We start from the raw sequence: 17,498 nt of genomic DNA, 5'->3' as shown, positions 1-17,498 counted from the left end.
GACGACAATTCCGATGAATTTTTCCCAATTCTTCATTTCACGGCCGATCTTCGCAGCGGTGCTCTCGCTGTTGATCCTGATCGCCGGTGCGATCTCGCTGTTCCAGCTGCCGATCAGCGAATACCCGGAAGTCGTGCCACCGACCGTGGTGGTGCGTGCCAACTTCCCGGGCGCCAACCCCAAAGTCATCGGTGAAACAGTGGCCGCTCCGCTGGAGCAAGCCATCACCGGCGTCGAGAACATGCTGTACATGTCCTCGCAGTCCACCGCTGACGGCAAGATCACGCTGACCATCACCTTCGCTCTGGGCACTGACCTGGACAACGCGCAGGTGCAGGTGCAGAACCGGGTGACCCGGACCGAGCCGAAACTTCCCGAGGAAGTGACGCGCATCGGTATCACCGTCGACAAGGCCTCGCCCGACCTGACCATGGTTGTGCACTTGACCTCGCCGGACAAACGTTACGACATGCTCTACCTGTCCAACTACGCGATCCTCAACATCAAGGATGAGCTGGCGCGTCTGGGCGGTGTCGGTGACGTGCAGCTGTTCGGTATGGGCGACTACTCGCTGCGGGTCTGGCTCGATCCGAACAAGACTGCTTCGCGCAACCTGACCGCCACCGACGTGGTGACGGCGATTCGTGAACAGAACCGTCAGGTCGCTGCCGGTCAGCTCGGTGCGCCCCCTGCCCCGAATGCCCAGAGCTTCCAGCTGTCGGTCAACACTCAGGGCCGTCTGGTCACTGAAGAAGAGTTCGAGAACATCATCATTCGCTCCGGCGACAACGGTGAAATCACCCGTCTGAAGGACATCGCGCGCGTCGAGCTGGGCTCCAGCCAGTACGCCCTGCGTTCGCTGCTGAACAACCAGCCTGCTGTAGCAATCCCGATCTTCCAGCGTCCTGGCTCCAACGCCATCGATATCTCGAACGAAGTTCGCGGCAAGATGGAAGAGCTGAAGAAAGGCTTCCCGCAAGGCATGGACTACAGCATCGTCTATGACCCGACGATCTTCGTGCGCGGCTCGATCGAAGCGGTGGTTCACACCCTCTTCGAAGCGCTGATCCTCGTGGTGCTGGTGGTGATCCTGTTCCTGCAGACCTGGCGCGCCTCGATCATTCCGTTGGTGGCGGTGCCGGTATCGTTGATCGGTACGTTTGCGGTGATGCACCTGTTCGGCTTCTCGCTCAACGCCCTGTCGCTGTTCGGCCTGGTACTGGCGATCGGTATCGTGGTGGACGACGCCATCGTGGTGGTGGAGAACGTCGAGCGCAATATTGAACTGGGACTCAACCCGTTCGATGCGACCAAAAAAGCCATGGGTGAAGTGACCGGCCCAATCATCGCCACGGCGCTGGTGCTGTGTGCGGTGTTTGTGCCGGCGGCGTTCATCTCCGGCCTCACCGGGCAGTTCTACAAGCAGTTTGCGTTGACCATTGCGATCTCGACCGTGATCTCCGCGTTCAACTCGCTGACCCTGTCGCCAGCGCTGGCCGCTGTATTGCTGAAAAGTCATGACGCGCCGAAAGACCGCTTCTCCAAAGTGCTCGACAAGATCTTTGGTGGCTGGTTGTTCCGTCCGTTCAACCGCTTCTTTGAAAAGGCCAGCCACGGTTATGTCGGTACTGTGCGCCGGGTCATCCGTGGCAGCGGCATCGCACTGCTGTTGTATGCAGGCCTGATGGTGCTGACGTTCTTCGGTTTCTCCAGCACCCCGACCGGTTTCGTACCCGGCCAGGACAAGCAATACCTGGTGGCCTTCGCGCAACTGCCGGACGCCGCGAGCCTGGATCGCACCGAAGACGTGATCAAGCGTATGTCCGACCTGGCGCTGAAACAGCCGGGCGTGGAAAGCGCCGTAGCGTTCCCGGGCCTGTCGATCAACGGCTTCACCAACAGTCCGAACGCCGGCATCGTGTTCGTGACCCTGAAACCGTTCGACGAGCGTAAAGACCCGAGCATGTCCGCCGGTGCCATCGCCGGGGCCTTGAACGGTCAGTACGCGAACATTCAGGAAGCGTACATGGCGATCTTCCCGCCGCCGCCGGTACAAGGTCTGGGCACCATTGGCGGTTTCCGCCTGCAAATCGAAGACCGGGGCAACCTGGGTTACGACGAGCTGTACAAAGAGACGATGAACATCATCACCAAGAGCCACAGCGTGCCTGAGCTTGCGGGGCTGTTCACCAGCTACACCGTGAACGTGCCGCAGGTCGATGCTGCCATCGACCGCGAAAAAGCCAAGACCCACGGCGTGGCCGTCAGCGACATCTTCGACACCCTGCAGATTTACCTGGGTTCGCTGTATGCCAACGACTTCAACCGCTTCGGGCGCACCTATCAGGTCAACGTTCAGGCTGAGCAACAGTTCCGCCTCGAATCCGACCAGATCGGCCAACTGAAAGTGCGCAACAACAAGGGCGAAATGATCCCGCTGGCGACCTTCATCAAGGTCAGCGACACCTCGGGCCCGGATCGCGTGATGCACTACAACGGTTTCATCACCGCAGAAATCAACGGTGCGGCAGCCCCCGGCTACAGCTCCGGCCAGGCCGAAAAAGCCATCGAAAAACTGCTGAAAGATGAACTGCCGAACGGCATGACCTACGAATGGACCGACCTGACCTACCAGCAGATTCTGTCCGGCAACACCGCACTGTTCGTGTTCCCGCTCTGCGTACTGCTGGCGTTCCTGGTGCTCGCGGCGCAGTACGAAAGCTGGAGCCTGCCACTGGCGGTGATCCTGATCGTACCGATGACCCTGCTGTCGGCTATCACCGGGGTGATTGTCTCCGGCGGCGACAACAACATTTTCACCCAGATCGGCCTGATCGTACTGGTGGGCCTGGCGTGCAAGAACGCGATTCTGATCGTCGAGTTCGCCAAGGATAAACAGCTGGAAGGTCTCGATCCGCTGGCCGCGGTACTGGAAGCCTGCCGTCTGCGTCTGCGGCCGATCCTGATGACCTCTTTCGCGTTCATCATGGGTGTGGTGCCACTGGTGTTCTCCAGCGGTGCCGGTGCCGAGATGCGTCACGCGATGGGTGTGGCGGTGTTCTCCGGGATGCTCGGGGTGACCTTCTTCGGTCTGTTGCTGACGCCAGTGTTCTACGTATTGATCCGTAATTTCGTCGAGCGCGGCGAAGCCCGCAAAGCGGCCAAGGGGCACGCTCTTCAAAAGCCACTGGAGGCGCAATAATGAGTCTGAAAGTCTTCCTGCCGAGTCTGCTGGTGCTGGCGTTGAGCGCCTGCGCCGTCGGCCCCGACTACAAGACCCCAGCCACGGAGGCGGCCAATATCACGACCGCCACCGACGGCGCTGCCGGTCAGAAGAACTTTGACCGTTCGAAGTTCGAAGGCATCTGGTGGCAGCAATTCGACGATCCGACCCTCAACCAGTTGGTGACGCAATCGCTGCAAGGCAACCGTCAACTGCGCGTGGCGTTCGCCCGCTGGAAAGCCGCCCGGGCGATCCGCGACGACGTCAGCAACGATGCGATGCCGACCATCACCAGCCGCGCGAGCAGTGATCTGGCCAAGGGGCAAATCCCCGGCCAGACCACCAAACGGGTCAACAGCGAACGCTACGATCTGGGTCTGGACATGGCCTGGGAACTCGATCTGTTCGGCCGGATCCAGCGCAATCTGGAAGCCAGCGACGCCGACCAGCAGGCGGCCGAAGCCGATCTGTACCAACTGCAAGTCACCATGATTGCCGAACTGGTGGACGCCTACGGTCAACTGCGCGGTGCGCAATTGCGCGAGAAGATCGCCGTGGCCAACCTGGAAAACCAGCAGGAGTCGCGCAAGATCACCATCAGCCTGCGTGACGCCGGCGTCGGTGATCAGCTCGACGTCGAACGTGCCGATGCGCGTCTGGCCTCGGTCGAAGCCAGCGTGCCGCAATTGCAGGCCGAACAGGTTCGGCAGAAAAACCGCATCGCGACCCTGCTGGGTGAGCGTCCGGACAAGCTGACCGTGGATCTGAGCCCGAAAGACTTGCCGGCGATTGCCAAGGCCTTGCCGATCGGTGATCCGGGTGAACTGCTGCAACGCCGCCCGGACATCCTCAGCGCTGAACGCAAACTGGCCTCGGCCACCGCGCGAATCGGTGTGGCGAAAGCTGATCTGTTTCCACGGGTCAGCCTCAGCGGGTTCCTCGGCTGGACGGCCGGGCGTGGTTCGCAGATCGGCTCCTCGGCGGCCAACGCCTGGGCGCTCGGCCCGAGCATCACCTGGGCGGCGTTCGATCTGGGCAGCGTCCGCGCCCGTTTGCGCGGCGCCGATGCTGATGCCGAAGGCGCCCTCGCCACCTACGAGCAACAAGTGCTGCTGGCACTGGAAGAATCGGAAAACGCCTTCAGCGATTACGGCAAGCGTCAGCAACGGCTGATCTCGCTGATTCGCCAGAGTGAATCGAGCCGCAAGGCTGCCGATCTCGCGGAAATCCGCTACCGCGAAGGCACCACCGACTTCCTCGTGCTGCTCGATGCTCAGCGCGAACGCCTGAATGCCGAAGACAGCCAGGCTCAGGCCGAGGTTGACTTGTATCGCGGCATCGTCGCGATCTACAAGGCCCTGGGGGGTGGCTGGCAGCCGGAAACCGTCGCCAGTAAGTAATAGTTGTTAAAGAGCTCCTTTGGTTGGCCGCAACCAACCAATTTTTTTGCCCCGCGTATCATTCGGTCGCGGGGCTTTTTTTGCCCGCCCCCTGTAGGAGCTGCGGAACGCTGCGATCTTTTGATCTTGCTTTTCAGAAGCGACATCAAAAGATCGCAGCCTTCGGCAGCTCCTACAGGTCAATTCGCAAGCACGGGTTTGACTCATGGCCTTCTCTGACCGAAGCTTGCCCCTCTGCTATAGAACGCCAGTTCACGGAAATCTGCATGCCTCAGTCCCGCCACTACCTGCTTATCAGCCTTGGCCTTGTGCTGCTCGTCGTCATTGCCTGGTTATCCCTGCGCTCCACAGCCCCAGTGGTGCCGGAAGCGATCAAGCGCGGCTACAGCGAAGCACTGACGGCGGCCCGCGCCGGCCAACCGGGGGCCGCACGGCAGTTGTATCAGCAATTGGGCCGCCCGGACCTCTCAGTCAAGCGCAGTGTCTGGCTGCTGGCCGAGCTGCCCAACTATCCGAGCCCGCAAGCTCTGAAACTGGCCGACGCCCATCTGCAGAACGAAGCCCCCGAAGTACGGCTGGCGGCGATTCAAAGTGTGGTCGGACTGGTGCCCGGCGGACAACGCAGTCTGCTGCTCGGGCCGATGCTCGACGATAAGGATCAAAGCGTTCGGTTCGCCGCGATCAACGCCCTGCTCGGCCTGACGCCGGATGAACTCGGTCTGTATTTCGCCCCGCTGCAGCAAGCGATCGATGGCTGGGAACAAGCGCTCAAGGGGCAGCCGGAAAGCGCCGCCACCTATGCGCAACTGGCGCGCCTGTATCTGCACAACGCCGAACTCAAACAGGCCCAACAAGCGCTGGACAACACCCTGCGGCTGGAACCGGGCAATCTGCAGGCGCTGGTGATGCAGATCGATGTCCTCGACCGCCAGGGCCAGAGTGACGCCGCCCGCCAGCTGCTCGCCAAACAACTGCAGGCGCAACCGGACTCCGCCTATCTGCAACACGCGCTCGGGCTGTGGCTGTTGCACCACGGCCAGCGTGAATTCGCCCTGCTCGGCTTGTCCAAAGCGGTAGAACTTGAGCCTGACAACAAGGATTACCGCTACGACCTCGCCACCACTCTGCACTCCGCCGAAGAGCTGGAAGCGGCGCAAAAGCAGTTGCAGGAAGTCGTCCAGCGCCACCCCGCCGACCGCAAGGCACGGGTGCTGCTGATCAATTACTGGAAGGAAAGCGGCCAGTTGCAGAACGTGCAGATTCTGCTCGCGCAACTGGAGCAGATGAACCCTGATGACCCGGCCCTGCAGCAGGGACTCTGAGCCTTTACCCATTAATTCAATGACATTTTGATATCGAAACATCGGAACCGTCATGACTGGCAGCGGTCAAGTAATCAGGTAGAGCACAACGGCTGATACAGCCTGCTGCCTCGATTCCCCTAGTCATGAGAGGGCATTCTTTGTCTACGTCCAACGAGTTGATCAGTGCAAAAGCCGCCACCGGCATCATTGGCCTGGATGACATCCTCGCCGGTGGTCTGTCCCGAGGGCATGTGTTTTTGCTCGAAGGTGAACCCGGTACAGGCAAAACCACCGTCGCGTTGCATTTCCTGATGGCGGGCGCCCGTGCCGGCGAACGCTGTCTGTACATCACACTGTCGGAAACCGAGCGAGAATTGCGTCAAGGCGCGGCCTCCCATGGCTGGGAGCTGAACGAAAACATTGAAATCTTCGAGCTGACGCCGCCCGAAAGCCTGCTCAACGCCGAGCATCAGCAAAGCCTGCTGTACTCCTCCGACCTTGAGCTGGGCGAAGCCACCAAGCAGATTTTCGAAGTGGTCGAGCGCTTCAAGCCGACCCGTGTGGTGCTCGACAGCCTGTCGGAGATCCGCCTGCTGGCGCAGAGTTCTCTACGCTATCGCCGGCAGATTCTGGCGATCAAACATTACTTCGTGCGTTATGACGCCACCGTGCTGCTGCTTGACGACCTGACCACCGAGTCTCTCGACAAGACCGTGCACAGCGTCGCCCACGGGGTGATCCGCCTCGAAGAACTGACGCCCAATTACGGTGCCGAGCGCCGCCGCGTGCGCATCGTCAAGTATCGCGGCCAGAAATACCGTGGCGGTTACCACGACTTCACCATCATGGGCGACGGCGTCCATGTATTCCCACGACTGGTCGCCGCCGAACACCGCAGCGACTACCCGCGCCTGCAATTGACCAGCGGCATCAAGGAAATGGACGCCCTGCTCGGCGGCGGCATCGAGACCGGCTCCAGCACACTGATTCTCGGCCCGGCCGGTACCGGCAAATCGCTGATTTCGATGATCTTCGCCGCTGCCGCAGTGGCCCGGGGCGAAAAAGCTGCGCTGTTCATCTTTGATGAAGAGCTGGGTCTGCTGTTCGAACGCATGAAAAACATCGGCATCGACCTCAAGGCCCTGCAGGCCACCGGCAACTTGCTGATCGATCAAGTGGACGCCGCCGAGCTGTCCCCCGGCGAGTTCTCGCATCGGGTGCGTCGTTGCGTAGACGAAGGCAACATCAAGACCGTGGTGATCGACAGCATCAACGGCTATCAGGCCGCGATGCCGGAAGAAAACGCGCTGGTGCTGCACATGCACGAGCTACTGCTCTACCTGAACCGCAAAGGTGCGGCGACCTTCATGACGGTTGCCCAGCATGGTCTGGTCGGCGACATGCAGGCGCCGGTCGACATCACTTATCTGGCCGACACGGTGATCCTGCTGCGCTACTTCGAAGCCATCGGCAAGGTTCGCCGAGCCATTTCCATCATCAAGAAACGCACCGGCAGCCACGAGTCGACCATCCGTGAATACCGCATTTCGGGCCAGGGCATGACCATCGGCGAACCACTGGAAGCGTTCCAGGGTGTGCTGCGTGGCGTGCCGACTTACCTCGGCGCGAGCAATCCGCTGTTGCGGGAAGAAACCTTGTGACAGCCTCCGTATCACTGCCGGAACGGGCGCTGATTCTGGCGCCCATGGGCCGGGACAGCCAAGTGGCGCTGATGATCCTCAATGAGGCGGGTTACGGCGGGGTCATCACTCCGGATCTGGGTGCACTGTGCGCAGAGCTGGAACCTGGCGCCGGACTTTTGTTGATTGCCACCGAAGCCCTGCGCGGCCCCGAGCTGGAAAATCTTCTGCATTTTCTGGAGCAGCAGCCGGCCTGGTCCGATCTGCCGATCGTCCTGCTGACCCACCATGGCGGCCCGGAACCGGGCCCCTCCTCGCGCCTGAGCAAACTGCTGGGCAACGTCACGTTCCTTGAGCGCCCGTTTCATCCGGCGACCCTGGTCAGTCTGGTCTCCACCGCCCTGCGCGGGCGACGACGACAGTACGAAGCCCGCGATCGCCTGATTGATCTGAGTGAAAGCGAACGCCGACTGCAATCGACCCTGGAAACCCTTGAGCAGCAGGTCGAAGAACGCACCGCACAACTTCGCCACAACGAAGAAGCCTTGCGTCAGTCGCAGAAAATGGAAGCGGTCGGTCAACTGACCGGCGGCATCGCTCACGACTTCAACAACATGCTCACCGGGATTATCGGCAGTCTGGAACTGCTGCGCCGACGCCTCGCCCGTGGGCGTACCGAAGACCTCGACAGCCTGATCGATCTCGGTGTCACTTCAGCCAACCGCGCGGCTGGCCTCACCCACCGTTTGCTGGCGTTTTCCCGCCGGCAATCGCTAGACTCCAAGGCCGTGCAGATGAACACGCTGGTGCTGTCGATGGGCGAGTTGCTACAGCGCAGCCTCAACGAAAGTATTCAGCTGGACATGCGCCTTGACGACCAGTTGTGGATCGCCGAAGCGGATCCCAATCAACTGGAAAGCGCCCTGCTCAACCTGGTACTCAACGCCCGCGATGCAATGCCCGAGGGCGGCAAACTGGTGGTCGAAACCAGCAATCAGGTGCTTAAGCCCGAATTCACCGAGGCCTACCCGAATCTCGAGCCCGGCGACTACGTGATGCTCAGCGTCACCGATAACGGCAGTGGCATGCCGCAGAGTGTGGTCAGCCGCGCGTTCGACCCGTTTTTCACCACCAAGCCGATCGGCCAAGGCACCGGGCTGGGCCTGTCGATGATTTATGGCTTCAGCAAGCAGTCCCGTGGTCATGTCTCGATCGACAGCGAAATCGATCAGGGCACCACGGTCAAACTGTACCTGCCGCGCTTTCGCGGCGAAGAGCTGGAGCATCCGGTGTCCGATGTTCAGCAGGCCCCGGAAGCAATGGATGGCGAAACCGTATTGATCGTCGAAGACGACCCCGCCGTGCGCGTACTGGTCAGCGCGGTGCTCAGTGAGTTGGGTTATGCGTTTGTCGAAGCCGGCGATGCCGACGGGGCCGTACCGATCCTCAACTCGACGCAGCGCATCGACCTGCTGATCAGTGACGTCGGCCTGCCGGGGATGAACGGCCGGCAACTGGCGGAGATCGGCCGGCAGTATCGGCCGGGGCTGAAGGTGTTGTTCATCACTGGGTATGCCGAGCACGCGGCAGTGCGCGGTGGTTTTCTTGACCCGGGCATGCAAATGATCACCAAGCCGTTCACTTTCGATCTGTTGACCGCCAAGGTCCGCGAAATGATCAATAACTAACCCCAATACTCCTGTAGGAGCTGCCGCAGGCTGCGATCTTTTGATCTTAAAAAACAAGATCAAAAGATCGCAGCCTGCGGCAGCTCCTACATGGGGAATATCAGCCGCTATGGATCAGGCCAGCAACTCCTGAATCTTTTCCTGCAATACATCCAGATCGAACGGTTTTCCAGGATCGGTGCCTTGCGCGTGATCGGCTGCGGGTTTCACGGGTTTCGGCCTGCAACACGCGACTGCCCGCCCCCGACAGATAATCCAGATATTCGAAGCTGACGTCTGAACACAGCAGACCACCCGAAGTTCACTTACGCCCAACTGCTCAGCATATATCGCTTTTTAATGGCTGAAACCTGTCAACTCTAACAGCTATACAGCTGCAGTCATCCCTTGCTTGAATCGCCGCGAAAGGCGCTCCGTTCCTGTCGCTGGGAAGCCGTGCCTACCTGACGTATGGCGAATCGGAGAAAGGGATGATGAACAGAAATCTTGCACTGATACTGATGTTGGTGCTGTCGTTGGCGGGCTGTTTGCCCCCCGAACAGGCACAGGTAAAAACCGACAGTGGGATCGGCGTATCCAGTGCGGCCTCCAGTACGGCACAGACTGGCCCGCAGGTCGCCGCGGATCTGACGGCGCGTTACAACGATGTGCGGCTCAATTGTGGCTCGGCTTCGATGCCGGCGTTTCTCTGTCGCGGGATCATGCTGCGCTCAACCGTTCCCTCCAAGGATTACAAGGCCTGGAACCCCAGCCCCCATTCTCAGAAAAGTGGCGGTGTGTCCTTTTCATTCCTGAGCAAAGACGCCAAGTTCACGGGACTCGTTTTCGGTCAGAAGAACGGCTTCATTTTTTACCCGGTATTGGGTCGGCCTGCCGGTACGCGCCAGATCCAAATCCTCTGCGCCTTTCCTATTGATGGGGGAACTTTCCTGAGAGACAAACCCGGTTGTGGCGCGCACCGCGATGACCCCATCGGTAGTCGTCGGTGCCAAACCATAGGAATAACCACGGCGGAGCAGTGGATCACACGCTGGAACCAGTACAAACTGGGTTATTACATGTGTTCTTTCGATGTCAGAGATGAAATGAACAATCTGGCAGCCGACTCTTTCTATCAGAGTATTCGAGCGCATCAGTTAGCAGATTTCTTCGCTGGCCCTCACGACTACATTGAGCTGGTTCTGGCGACCTGGGAGCAAAACATTCCGAAAGAGCTGCCCATTCAGGCGTTCTTTTATCTGGATGGAGGATTGGCCGGGGCGCGGTTTGACCAGGAAGATTTTTACAATTCGACGGGCGGCAAGGTAGTGCCGATCATCAGGATCGTTTTGCCATCCACGCCGTCGGCGAACGCCACGTTCAGTTTCAATCAAGCGGATCAGCTTTATTAGAACTTTCCCCAAAACAACTGCAGGAGCTGCCGCAGGCTGCGATCTTTTGATTTTGTTTTTTAAGATCAAAAGATCGCAGCCTGCGGCAGCTCCTACATGGGGAGCATCAGCCGCTACGGATCAGGCCAGCAATTCCTGAATCTTTTCTTGCAATACATCCAGATCGAACGGTTTTTCCAGAATCGGCGCCTTGCGCGTGATCGGGCTGCCGGTCTCGCGGATTTCCTGCGGGTAGCCGCTGATGAAGATTACCTTCAGATCCGGGCGCAGTTTTACTGCCGGCTCGGCGATCTGCACACCGGAGATACCGCCCGGCAGGCGGAAGTCGGTGATCAACATGTCCAGATGCGGTTTGCTCGCGAGAATCTCGAACGCCTGCTCGCCGTTTTCGGCTTGCAACACGCGGTACCCCTGCCCAGACAGATAATCTGTCAGCACCATCAAGATAACCGGTTCGTCCTCGACGACGAGTACTACATCTTGTGCATCTACGCTCATGGGAAGCCTTTGTTCGGTCAATAGCTGCTGATACGACCGTGCGGTCACTCAGAGGTTGCGTCGGATATGCCGTTTTCCTGGATTGGCAGACAAACGCGAAACAGGGCGCCTTCGTTGATTTGACTCTCGACGACGATGGAGCCGCCATGGGCGGCGACGATCTGCTCGGAAATGAACAGACCCAGTCCGAGACCAGCCACTACCGTCTTGGCGGAAACCCGTTCGAACTGTTGGAAAATACGCTTCTGGTTCTCTTCACTGATGCCGATGCCACGGTCCTGAACCTCGACCCGCGCCTCGTCGCCTTCCCGGTACACGCGCACCTGAATCGGGCTGCGACCACCGTAGCGCAAGGCATTGGTCAGCAGGTTGGACACCACCTGCTCGATGCGGAATTCGTCCCAGTAACCTTCCACCGGCCCGGACGCGGTGAACGACACTTCGGTCTCCGCCGCCTCTATCTGCTGGGCGAAATTCTGCAGCAGGTTGCTCACCAGTTGCGTCAGGTCGAAACGATTCGGCCGGATCGACAGCTTGCCGGTGCGGATGCGCGAAACGTCGAGCATGTCTTCGATCAGCCGGATCAGGCTTTTGATCTGGCGCTCGTCGCGATCGACCATCGCGTGCATCTTGTCCAGGGTGAACGCCGCGGCGTTGTCCCGCGCCAGATGCATCTTGCGCAACTGGGTTTCAAGTATCAGGCCATTGAGCGGCGTGCGCACTTCGTGGGCGACGATCGACATGAAGTCATCGCGCATGCGCACCGCCTGCTGCAGCTCGAGCTGCGTGCTTTGCAGTTGCTGCAGCAACGCTTCCTGCTCGCGACGCGCCTGCTCCAGGGCTTCGACCTGTTGTTTCATGGCCTTGCTCTGGCGGTACAGGTCGACGAACACGTTGACCTTGCTCTTCACCGCGTGGATATCCAGCGGCTTGTGCAGGAAGTCCACCGCCCCGCTTTCGTAACCCTTGAACGCATAGTTCAGTTCACGACCGGCGGCGCTGACAAAGATGATCGGAATGTTTTTGGTTTTTTCGGTGCCGCGCATCAACTCGGCGAGTTCGAAGCCGTTCATCCCCGGCATCTGCACGTCGAGGATGGCCATGGCGAACTCGTGTTGCAGCAGCAGCGAAAGTGCCTCGTCCGCCGACAGCGCCTTGTATACCGTGCGGTCCTCGCGCTTGATCAGCGCTTCGAGGGCCAGCAGGTTCTCCGGCAGATCGTCGACGATCAGCAATTTGGCCTGGATATTACTCAGCATGCGATTCGTTCCAGCTCGACAAGCAGACGGCCGATGCCGTGAATGGGTAGGACATGGTCGGGCTGCTGAATCTTCAGCGCAGCCTGAGGCATGGTGGCGACCTGTGCATCTTGCGGGTCTTGAACGATGGTCAGTCCGCCGCGCTGCTTGACTTGCGCCAGGCCGCGAGCGCCATCGTGATTGGCGCCGGTCAGCAACACGGCAGCCAGGGTTTCGCCGTAAACATCAGCGGCGGATTCAAACAAGTAATCAATGGCCGGACGGGAATGGTGCACGCGGTCTTCAAGACTCAGCGACAGACTGCGATCCTGTTCCACCGACAGGTGATACCCGGGCGTGGCGAAATAAACCGTGCCGGGGGCGATGTCCCGCTTGTCGGTCGCCTCTTCCACCGGCAGCATCAGGCGCCGGGAGAACACTTCGGCCAACTGGCTGCGGCGCTCCTCCGGCAGGTGCAACACGACAATGATCGGCAACACGTAACCCCGGCGCAGCGGCGCGAGCAGCGTCAGCAGGGCCTCGACCCCACCGGCCGAAGCACCGACCACGATGGCCTCGACGCGAGGCAAATCCACGGCATCGTTCATAATTTGCGGTAGATCCGTTCTTGTTTGACCAGCGGCTCGAACTGGTTCGAGTAGCCGGAGAAATCCAGCGTTTCCTTGCTGCCCAGCACTAGAAAACCACGGTGACACAGCGATTCGTGAAACAGACCGAAGGCACGGTCCTGAAGTTTCTTGTTGAAGTAAATCAGTACGTTGCGGCAGGAAATCAATTGCGTTTCAGAGAACACGCTGTCCGTCGCCAGGCTGTGGTCGGCGAAGGTCACGTTCTCACACAGGCTCTTGTCGAAAATCGCATAACCGTAGGCTGCGGTGTAGTAATCGGCAAAGGAACGCTGACCGCCGGCCTGCTGGTAATTGGCGGTATAGGCGCGCACGTTCTCCATCGAGAAAATGCCCTGCTTGGCCTTGTCCAGCGAGCGCGGGTTGATGTCGGTGGCGTAGATGATCGTACGATCGAGCAAGCCTTCTTCGCGCAGCAGAATCGCCATCGAATACACCTCCTCCCCGGTGCTGCACCCGGCGATCCAGATTTTCAGCGACGGATAAGTGCGCAGCAGCGGCACCACTTCCTTGCGGATTGCCAGGAAGTGCGACGGATCGCGGAACATCTCGCTGACCGGGATCGTCAGCAACTGCAGCAACTGCATGAACGCCGTGGGATCGTGCAGGACTTTCTCCTGCAACGCCGAGATCGTTGCGCATTCAAACTGGCTCAAGGCGTGCTGCACCCGGCGCTTGATCGAAGCGCCCGAGTAATCGCGAAAATCGTAGCTGTACTTGAGGTAGATAGCCTCAATCAGCAGGCGTAATTCGATTTCGCTGTTGCGCTCCGAAGAGTGACTGCTTTCCACTAAATGCGTTCCATCTTCGGTAACCACACACGAATCAACGAGAACAGGCGATCCAGATCGATCGGCTTGGCCAGGTAATCGTTGGCGCCCGCCTGCAGGCAGCGCTCCTGATCGTCCTTCATGGCCTTGGCCGTCACCGCGATGATCGGCAGCTTGCGCCAGCGCGGATCCTTGCGGATTTCAATGGTGGCTTCAAAACCATCCATTTCCGGCATCATCACGTCCATCAGCACCAGGTCGATGTCCTCGATTTCATTCAACTTATCAATCGCTTCGCGACCGTTACGGCCGATCACCACGACTGCGCCCTTGTGCTCTAGCGCACTGGTCAGGGCGAAGATGTTGCGCACATCGTCGTCCACCAGCAGCACCTTGCGGCCTTCGAAGACCTTGTCGCGACTGCGGGCGGTCTTGAGCATCTTCTGCCGTTCATGGGACAACTGCGATTCGACTTTGTGCAGAAAGAGTGTCACCTCATCCAGCAGACGTTCCGGCGAGCGCGCGCCCTTGATGATGATCGAACGCGAATATTTGCGCAGCTCGGCCTCTTCGTCGCGGGTCAGGTTGCGTCCGGTGTAGACGATCACCGGCGGGAACGAGCAGATGTCCTCGGTCGACATGCGCTTGAGCAGATCGTTGCCGAGCATGTCCGGCAATTTCAGGTCGATCACCATGCAGTCGTAGATCGTCGTGCGCAGTTTCTCCAGGGCATCCTGGGCCAGGCCGACCGCGGTGATTTCGATGTCCTCGTCACCGATCAGGCGGGCAATGCTTTCGCGTTGCAGATCGTCATCTTCGACCAGCAACACGCGCTTGACCTTCTGGGTCAGCTTGGCTTCGAGACGGGCGAACACGTCTTTGAGCTCTTCGCGGGTGGTCGGCTTGACTGCATAACCGATCGCGCCCATGTGCATCGCCGCTTCAACGCGGTCTTCGACCGAGATCACGTGAACCGGGATGTGCCGGGTTTCGGCATGTTCTTTCAGGCGTTGCAACACGGTCAGACCGGAGTGGTCCGGCAGGCGCATGTCGAGCAGGATCGCGTCCGGCACGAACTCGCGGGCCAGGTCATAACCTTCGTCGGCACCGTGAGCCACCAGGCACTGGTAACCCAATTCGTGGGCCAGATCGTAAAGAATGTGGGCGAAGTTCGGCTCGTCCTCCACCACCAGAATGCAGCGCGTGGCGAACGGAGCCTTGCCACGGTCGTCGGCAAAGCGCGGGATGTGCACCGGCGCCAATGGCGACACCGCGATCGATGGCGGCGCAACCGGGGTCGGGGTCGATACCGACGGCGGCGTAAAAGTCAGCGGCGCGGACGGCGCGTCGCCCGGCTCAAGGTATTGCTGTGGCAACACCAGGGTGAACACACTGCCCTGCCCCGGTGCGCTGCTGACGCTGATCGAGCCACCGAGCAAGGCCGCCAGATCACGCGAGATCGACAAGCCCAGACCGGTGCCACCGTACTTGCGGTTGGTGGTGCCGTCTGCCTGGCGGAACGCTTCGAAGATGCTTTCCTGCTGATCTGCCGCGATACCGATCCCCGAATCGCGCACGATGAACGCAATGCGTTCGTTCGGCTGGCCGGCGATGGTCAGGCTGACCGCGCCGTGTTCGGTGAACTTCACGGCGTTGGACAGCAGGTTCTTGATCACCTGCTCCAGACGCTGGCGGTCGGTGTACAGCATGATCGGCGCATCCGGCTGCAACTCGACGCTGAACGTCAGTTGCTTGTCCGCCGCCAGCGGTTCGAACACGCTGCGCAGGCCGTCGGCAAGCCGCGCGACGCTGGTGTTTTCCGGGATCACTTCCAGCTTGCCGGCCTCGACCTTGGAAATGTCGAGAATGTCGTTGATCAGGTTCAGCAGATCGTTGCCCGCCGAATAGATCGACTCGGCGAACTTGACCTGTTCGGCCGTCAGATTGTCCTGCGGGTTCTCGGCCAGCAACTTGGCGAGGATCAGCGAACTGTTCAGCGGCGTACGCAGTTCGTGGGACATGTTGGCGAGGAATTCGGACTTGTACTTGCTCGAGCGCTGCAGCTCTTCGGCGCGTTCTTCGAGCTGCACCTGAGCCTGATTGAGTTCGGTGTTCTTCTGGTCCATGGCGTCGCGCTGCTCGGCCAAGGTTTGCGCCTGTTCGGCCAACTGCTCGTTGGTCTGCTCCAGCTCGACTTGCTGGGTTTCCAGATGCGCCTGCGACTCCTTGAGAATCCGCGACTGTTCCTCCAACTCTTCGTTGGCCGTTTTCAGCTCTTCCTGCTGCACCTGCAACTCTTCGTTGAGCTGCTGGGTTTCGGCCAGCACTTCCTGCAGGCGCTGGCGATAACGTGCCGCTTCGATCGAGGTGCCGATGTTGCCGGCAATCAGTTCCAGCAAATCGATATCGCGGTCGGTGAGCGGGCGCAGGAAGCCCAGTTCGATCACGCCGTTGACCCGGTCATCATCACTGGTCGGCACCACCAGCACACTGTGCGGCAGGCCCGCGCCCAGGCCGGAGCTGACTTTGAAGTAGTCGGCCGGAACCGAATCCAGGCGAATCAGTTGGCCCTGTTCGGCAACCTGGCCGACGATGCCTTCGCCGCTGTAGATCTGCTGATCTTTTTCTTCCTGTTCGCGGGAGAACCCATAGGACGCCACGCGTTTGAGGCCGCCGTGCTCTTCGCGCACGTACAGCGCCGCCACTGCTGTGCCCAGATACTGCGCGCAGAACTGCAGAATATTGCGCCCCAGCAGGTTGAGCGTCAGTTGCCCCAGCACCTGCTCCGCCAGCTCGGTCTGGCCGCTGCGCATCCACGCCTGGCGCTCCAGACGCTCGGCGCTGGCTTGCTGCGCAGCGAGGTTGGCGCTGTAGCTGTCCGACAGGCTGACCAGATCACGCCGACCGACATAGGCAAGCAAACCGCTGATCCCGGCTATAAACAGCAGATAAAGAGTGATGCTCCAGACCGTGGTGCGGCGCACCTCTTCGTTGCGCGTGGTGCGCAACTGCTGCTCCATATCGATCACGTCTTCGAACTGCTTGCGAATTTCGTCGGTCAGGCGCTTGCCCCGCCCGGCCTTGACCGCGCCCCGGTAGTCACCGCTGGAGCGCTGCAGGTCGATCATCGATTGCGCGTAGTTGCTCCATTCGGTCTGCAAGGCCTGCAGACGCCGCAACCGGTCGGTCTGGACCGGGTTGTCGGCAGTCAATTCGAGCAAGGTATTGAGCGCCACGTTGATCCGCGGCTTGGCAGTCTCGTACGGGTCGAGGAAGTGCTCGTCGCCGCTGAGCAGGAAACCGCGCATGCCGGTTTCCAGATCAACGGTGAGTTTCACCGCTTCGTTGGCGTTATTGATCACCCGGTCGGTGTGTTCCACCCATTGGATCACCGAGAGCAAATAGGTGATCAGCGAAATGAAAAACACAGCACTGATCGCGCCGACGCCCAGGGGCAGACTGATGTTGCGCGTCAGGAGTTTACGGAACCGTGCTTCGTCAACTGTAGACCGAGTGGACATGGGGCAGCCTTGTCGAACTGTCGAAACCCGGGAGTTTGCCCCAAAACGGTACTATGGATCCATTTTTCTCACTGCCATGGTGGCAATTTCCTACATTTGCTGCACTTCCCGATCAGGCAACGGGTATCCTTGCCGCCCCGATTTGCAGCTAATCTTTTTGTACCCGCTCGGGAACTTG

The 17,498-nt window shown here is 59.9% G+C and carries 11 protein-coding genes; 6 read left to right on the top strand and 5 right to left on the bottom strand.

The window, feature by feature from the left end; all coding sequences use genetic code 11:
- Window positions 1–13: 13 nt before the first annotated feature.
- The 6 genes from LOY52_RS12830 (at window position 14) to LOY52_RS12805 (ending at window position 10,646) form a co-directional block, all read left to right on the top strand.
- Window positions 14–3,202, top strand: a complete 3,189-nt coding sequence (locus LOY52_RS12830; RefSeq protein ID WP_258679721.1) for an efflux RND transporter permease subunit — start codon at window positions 14–16, stop codon at window positions 3,200–3,202.
- Entirely contained in the window at window positions 3,202–4,623 is a 1,422-nt protein-coding gene (locus LOY52_RS12825) for an efflux transporter outer membrane subunit (protein ID WP_258679720.1), read from the top strand. The genes LOY52_RS12830 and LOY52_RS12825 overlap by 1 nt, the downstream gene beginning before the upstream one ends.
- Window positions 4,624–4,889: 266 nt before the next feature.
- Complete coding sequence (locus LOY52_RS12820; RefSeq protein WP_258679719.1) at window positions 4,890–5,945, top strand: tetratricopeptide repeat protein; 1,056 nt, start codon at window positions 4,890–4,892, stop codon at window positions 5,943–5,945.
- A gap of 140 nt (window positions 5,946–6,085) precedes the next feature.
- A complete protein-coding gene (locus LOY52_RS12815; RefSeq protein WP_027612749.1) occupies window positions 6,086–7,588 on the top strand; it encodes an ATPase domain-containing protein in 1,503 nt (500 codons plus the stop codon).
- A complete protein-coding gene (locus LOY52_RS12810; protein WP_258679718.1) occupies window positions 7,585–9,255 on the top strand; it encodes an ATP-binding protein in 1,671 nt (556 codons plus the stop codon). Before LOY52_RS12815 ends, LOY52_RS12810 begins: the two co-directional genes overlap by 4 nt.
- Before the next feature lie 470 nt (window positions 9,256–9,725).
- Entirely contained in the window at window positions 9,726–10,646 is a 921-nt protein-coding gene (locus LOY52_RS12805) for a halovibrin HvnA (RefSeq protein ID WP_309474950.1), read from the top strand.
- Window positions 10,647–10,766: 120 nt separating this feature from the next.
- On the opposite strand, the gene LOY52_RS12800 is transcribed toward LOY52_RS12805, so the two are convergent.
- From LOY52_RS12800 to LOY52_RS12780, 5 genes are read right to left on the bottom strand one after another with little or no spacing between them, the layout of a single operon-like run.
- Complete coding sequence (locus LOY52_RS12800; RefSeq protein ID WP_003225116.1) at window positions 10,767–11,144, bottom strand: response regulator; 378 nt, start codon at window positions 11,142–11,144, stop codon at window positions 10,767–10,769.
- A gap of 44 nt (window positions 11,145–11,188) precedes the next feature.
- The gene (locus LOY52_RS12795; protein WP_258679717.1) at window positions 11,189–12,403 is read right to left on the bottom strand and encodes a hybrid sensor histidine kinase/response regulator; all 1,215 of its coding nucleotides are present in this window, start codon (window positions 12,401–12,403) and stop codon (window positions 11,189–11,191) included.
- The gene (locus LOY52_RS12790) at window positions 12,397–12,990 is read right to left on the bottom strand and encodes a chemotaxis protein CheB (protein ID WP_258679716.1); all 594 of its coding nucleotides are present in this window, start codon (window positions 12,988–12,990) and stop codon (window positions 12,397–12,399) included. Before LOY52_RS12790 ends, LOY52_RS12795 begins: the two co-directional genes overlap by 7 nt.
- Window positions 12,987–13,820, bottom strand: a complete 834-nt coding sequence (locus LOY52_RS12785) for a protein-glutamate O-methyltransferase CheR (protein WP_258679715.1) — start codon at window positions 13,818–13,820, stop codon at window positions 12,987–12,989. The genes LOY52_RS12790 and LOY52_RS12785 overlap by 4 nt, the downstream gene beginning before the upstream one ends.
- Window positions 13,820–17,320 (bottom strand): response regulator, encoded by a 3,501-nt coding sequence (locus LOY52_RS12780; protein ID WP_258679714.1) that lies wholly within the window; start codon window positions 17,318–17,320, stop codon window positions 13,820–13,822. The genes LOY52_RS12785 and LOY52_RS12780 overlap by 1 nt, the downstream gene beginning before the upstream one ends.
- Between the last annotated feature and the right edge of the window lie 178 nt (window positions 17,321–17,498).

This window comes from Pseudomonas sp. B21-051 (assembly GCF_024748795.1).
GTDB lineage: Bacteria > Pseudomonadota > Gammaproteobacteria > Pseudomonadales > Pseudomonadaceae > Aquipseudomonas > Aquipseudomonas putida_A.
Note: the sequence above shows the minus strand (reverse complement) of the source record. Positions and strands in the feature narration are given on the sequence as shown.